This window comes from Leptolyngbya sp. FACHB-321, from assembly GCF_014695975.1.
GTDB lineage: Bacteria > Cyanobacteriota > Cyanobacteriia > Leptolyngbyales > Leptolyngbyaceae > Stenomitos.
The window spans coordinates 1-4,611 of the sequence record NZ_JACJPI010000021.1; the positions used below are offsets into that span (position 1 = coordinate 1).

3 protein-coding genes and 1 pseudogene are annotated in these 4,611 nt (G+C 50.7%); 2 read left to right on the top strand and 2 right to left on the bottom strand.

Annotated features, from left to right (window positions below; all coding sequences use genetic code 11):
- Together H6F76_RS30195 and H6F76_RS02520 are read left to right on the top strand one after the other, a co-directional pair.
- Window positions 1-111, top strand: a pseudogene (locus H6F76_RS30195) (IS982 family transposase); the annotation flags it as partial.
- A gap of 355 nt (window positions 112-466) precedes the next feature.
- On the top strand, window positions 467-811 hold the full coding sequence (locus H6F76_RS02520; RefSeq protein ID WP_190505647.1) for a hypothetical protein: 345 nt from the start codon (window positions 467-469) through the stop codon (window positions 809-811).
- Between the two features lie 385 nt (window positions 812-1,196).
- Here H6F76_RS02520 and H6F76_RS02525 read toward each other — a convergent pair whose 3' ends face one another.
- Window positions 1,197-3,059 (bottom strand): ATP-binding protein, encoded by a 1,863-nt coding sequence (locus H6F76_RS02525; RefSeq protein ID WP_190505649.1) that lies wholly within the window; start codon window positions 3,057-3,059, stop codon window positions 1,197-1,199.
- A 133-nt stretch (window positions 3,060-3,192) separates the two neighbouring features.
- Window positions 3,193-4,080, bottom strand: a complete 888-nt coding sequence (locus tag H6F76_RS02530) for a PhnD/SsuA/transferrin family substrate-binding protein (protein WP_190505651.1) — start codon at window positions 4,078-4,080, stop codon at window positions 3,193-3,195.
- Window positions 4,081-4,611 lie beyond the last annotated feature (531 nt).

Sequence of the window (4,611 nt, forward strand, 5' to 3'; positions counted from 1 at the left end):
CGTTCTCCAGTCAATTGCTTTGTCAATATCTTGGGCGGATTGATTGCCTATTGCCATCAGCCAAAGAAGCCATCCATTGCCCTTGACCACAATTTGCTCCTTCCGGCTTAACCCGAACTGACGTTAGATAAAAAGTCTCTACTTTTCTCCCCTTACTTGCTGGACTAAAACTGACCGCAAGCACCGTTCGGTTCTATTCTGCAACACTGATGCTCTCGTTCCTGTTGGCTCCAATGCTGCTTCTATCGTTGGCTAGTTGCGGGTGGCAGCAGACCACCAAGTGACTAAAAAAGTAGCACTGTTACTATGCAAGGCTTTCAAGGGTTGTGGCAGTGCTGAACGAGTCCAGCAGCCGCAGTGATCAGCACAGTCACTAGGCAAACTTCAGCCATCTCGCTGACTAACAGGCAAAGGCGGCGGGCACGCTAGAGGAAGTGACCTTGTACAAAGTGGTGTCAATTTTACAATGTCAGACTTTTCCGACGAGCAACTGCAAGTGATCTGTGAAGCCGCTCAAGTGATTGCCTGCGAATGCCCAGCGCACCTAGTCGATTTGTTTCGTCGCGTCCGCCAGTTTCGCCGCTACACGCAGGAAGATTGCTTGGTGTTAGTGCCGGAAGCCGCCGAGACGCACTATTGGTTGAGTGACCAGCTGCGACCGCTGGAAGCAGCGCTCGCGCAGATGCTCACGGAATTTCTGCAACGCGAGCAGCTGTTGGACGAACAGCAGCAGGTTGATTTAGTGAAACTGGCACAACGCAATCGCCAGGCGGTACTGCGCCAGCAGGAAGCCCAGTTTCAGTATGAGTGAAACGCACCCCACCTAGCGGCAGTTCCGGTCTCTGGCAGCCATGCACCTGAAGTGGGGCTTGAGCCACGAGACACGTAGTTTTAGGCCACAAAACGTTGGCATGACTGCCTGGCTTGGCTTGTAGACAACAGTGGCATCAGCTTTCTCTAAGAGGACAGGCTGCGGGTAGCAGCAACTAAACACGAAGCAAGTGAGCTTTCGTAGCAAGGCTCGAAGGGACGGCCTTTTGAAACCATGGCTAACTTTGACACGAATCGTTGTCAGACCCCTTTCGGTATTGAGAGTGCCACAAGATTCAGCCGTGCATCGTTGTGAGCCTTCCCCTTACAGAAGCCCGTCTAATGATAAAGAGCTGTTTCGCTTTAATGCCTACAGTTAGAACGCATCAGTGTCGAATTGGAATTTGAAGCTTAAACTCCGTGCCCTTGCCCAAGGTTGAAAAGCAAGCCAACTTGCCAGCATGTTTCTCAGCAATAATTTGGTAACTGATGGGCAGGCCCATACCAGTGCCTTTGCCAATCGGCTTAGTGGTAAAGAAGGGATCAAAGACTCGTTGTCGAACGGCCTCAGGCATACCAGGACCATTATCGGCGACCGTTACTACGAGCCATTCGGCATCAAGCAGCGATGTGCGAATCTTAATGTAACCCGGCTCGGCCTTCTCCTGGTAGGTCCGCTTAGCATGGCGCTCTTCCAAAGCATCAATCGCGTTTGCCAAGATATTCATAAACACCTGATTGAGTTGCCCAGGATAGCATTCCACCAGCGGTAGCTGGCTATACTCTTTAAGCACTTGAATGGCTGGACGTTCGGCTCTTGCCTTTAAACGGTGTTGCAGAATCAACAAAGTACTGTCCAGCCCTTCATGGATGTCCACTGACTTAAATTCCGCTTCATCCAAGCGAGAAAAGTTACGTAGGGACAACACAATCTCACGAATGCGCTGTGTCCCCGTCCACATCGATTGCCTAATTTTGTGGAGATCCTCGGTAAGAAAAGCAAGGTCAATTGCTTCTAAGGTTTCTTGTAGTGCCTGCGGTGGATGGGGATAGTGCTGCTGATACGCTTCTACGACTTGCAGCAGGTCTTGTGTATAGCTATCCATGTGGGCGAGATTGCCATGAATAAAATTAACTGGGTTGTTGATTTCATGGGCCACTCCAGCAACCAATTGTCCGAGGCTAGACATTTTTTCACTCTGCACCATCTGTGCTTGGGTGCGATGCAATTCCTCTAGCAGTTGTTTGAAATGTGCATTCTTTTCACTCAGTGCCTGGGTTCGTTCTTCCACTCTTTGTTCTAAGGTTTGGCTATAGGTCTCTAGCTGTGCATTGGTGTCTTGCTGCTGTTTCAGTAACTGGTGCACTGAGTCAATGAGTTGATTGAACGACCGAGCCAGCGCACCCACTTCGTCGGTACTGCTGACAGGGGCTTGCAGGGTAAAATTAGAGTGCCGAATTGCTTGCTCAGCGATCACAGTTAGGGTGCGCACAGGACGAGCGATCGCCCGAGCAATCAGGAAGGCGAGCACGATGGCGATCGCAGTCGAGAGCGCCATACTAAGCAGGATGATTCGTAGTCTGAGGGCATCGGCTTGAAGGAGCTGTGCATTGGCTTGGTCTTGCTGTCGTTCGGCTGCCTGGTGAATCAGCGCTAACCGTTTGGCCAGGTCTTCAAATTGGATTTTGATCTGAGTTGCTTCGGGTCCACGAATGGCTGCGACAATCTCTTGCTCTGCAGGAGCCAGCCCGTCGGATGACCGTTTTTGCGGATCGACTTGTTGCCAAAGACCTTGCGTCAAGCGATTGTACGCCTCTAGGGTTTGGTGATACTTCGACAGTAACTCTTTCAATTCAGCCAGACTGACCGCCGTATCGTTCGGGTTAGCTTCAATAAATTGCTCTAACTCAGACAACGTTCGCTTCAATTGACGCGTGAAGAGTTGAAACTTACTCGTTTCGTACTGAAACCACATCGAATCCTGCAGCACGGCAAACAGCTCTTGAGGATGAGACCGCACAGTTAAGGTCATTCGGTCTAGCTCTCCCAATAGGTGTTGTTGTTGATCCGTGCGCTCACGGTGAGACTGAGCCTGCTGCTGGTAATAATTGCCGATGACGAGTCCGATTGCCGTTCCAGTCACCCCAATGCCAATGGCTAGCCCGTAGCTATAGCTAATTTTTTGGGCAATGCTAGAGTTTGCAACTGCAGATTTGAAGGAATTCAACCATAGCTTTGGAGCATTCATATAAAATTCAGCCAGCAGCAACGATCGATGGACATCACAACAAGGGGGGGGGCAAGGCAACCAGCAGCGTACGATCGCTGCACCGGTTCCCTCGGTCTATGAGAGAAACTCTTAGCGTCTGGATACGAGACGCTCACTGAAGCACTTCTGCTTGCCCAATCACACGATAGACCTCCCGAATCATGTTGTAGTCCGTGTCATTGGCAGCGCTCAGTCTGCTGCCCCCGAATCTTTTAGCGAGTGCCTCTCCAGCCAAAATGGCCTGCATGAGCTTTGCTCGGCGCTCTAGCATGCGTAAGCGAATCACTTCGCTCACTTGAGGACTAATCTGGCTACTCACGGCAAACACATCCCCTGGTAGCAGTGGACCTTGCGCTAGGACTGGATAATCTTTGGCGGACAGACCTTCCTCTTTCAAGGTTGCTAAGTAACGCGAAAGAGCCCGTGACGCCGCATCAATTTTGCCCGTTTTCAATCTCGCGAGGCGACCATCAGCGTCTGGCTCAATGATTTTGACCGCCCGTGGGTCCACTCCCGCATCAAGCAGTATCTTGACCGCACCGAGATGCGAAGCGGCGGCCCCGAGTTGCCAAACATCCAACGTTTTTCCTTTGAGGTCTGCTAGGGACTGAATGCCGCTACCCGCATAAACAGCAATCACCGTCCGATAGTTCTGGCGTTGGAGGGTAACCACGGGAATCGCTTGTGCCCTAGCCCGTAAAACCACATATTCTGAGGGTCCTGCCCAGGCAAAGTCTATCTCTCCTGCTAGCATGGCTGGAGCAGCAGCGAGCAGATTTTCTACAGGAAAGAACTCAATGTTGGTTTCCAGCACTTCTGCCAACGCGGCTCGAAACGGCTCATAATCACGCTGTAACGCTTCTAGCCCTTTCGCATCGGTCACTGCAAAGCGGAGTTTTTTGGGCATGGTTACGCGTGACTGAGTCGAGCGGGTTTGGGTGGCAGCAGAACAGCCACTGGCAAACAGCAGAGAACCCGTGACAAAATGGCGTCGCTTCATAAGGGGTTGGGCAGCAAAAGGAGCGTTAGGATGGTGAGTGCAACGACTCAAGCGCAGTCAGCTTAATCTGTCAGGTTCTTAAAAGCGCTCCAGACCCTTAGCGGTCACAGCATACTAGTAGGCTTAAGGATCGTTGGAGAAGGGCGTAAGCTTAGGAAGCCCCAAAAGCTGAGTACGAGTACGAGTGTCGGCAGCATTTACGCGTTTTGTCGGAAATTTCTCATCCATTTGTCAGAGCTCTAGTCAACCACTCTCAATCGAGCAAAAGCTGTTCAAGCTCCAGAAATGTCAGTATGGTCATGAAATCTAAGTGATTCAAGAGAGTAAAGTTTATCATAGGGGTATTAAAGCCTTACATAGAAGGGCTTTCGCCGCTCGACTCAAAACAGGGCTAATTTTGTTGGTTAGTTGCGGGTGATGCAACGGTGCAGACAAAAGAGAGAGGATGGTGTTAAACCCCGGAATAAGCTAGTTCTATAGATTGGAGGATTACCTCCTTTAATTGCTTTGCCTTTTCAACTAACTCTTTCT

Bases quoted from the DNA above. Each gene is read 5' to 3' on its own strand.
- H6F76_RS02520 (WP_190505647.1), top strand. From the start codon at position 467: ATGTCAGACTTTTCCGACGAGCAACTGCAAGTGATCTGTGAAGCCGCT.
- H6F76_RS02525 (WP_190505649.1), bottom strand. From the start codon at position 3,059: ATGAATGCTCCAAAGCTATGGTTGAATTCCTTCAAATCTGCAGTTGCA.
- H6F76_RS02530 (WP_190505651.1), bottom strand. From the start codon at position 4,080: ATGAAGCGACGCCATTTTGTCACGGGTTCTCTGCTGTTTGCCAGTGGC.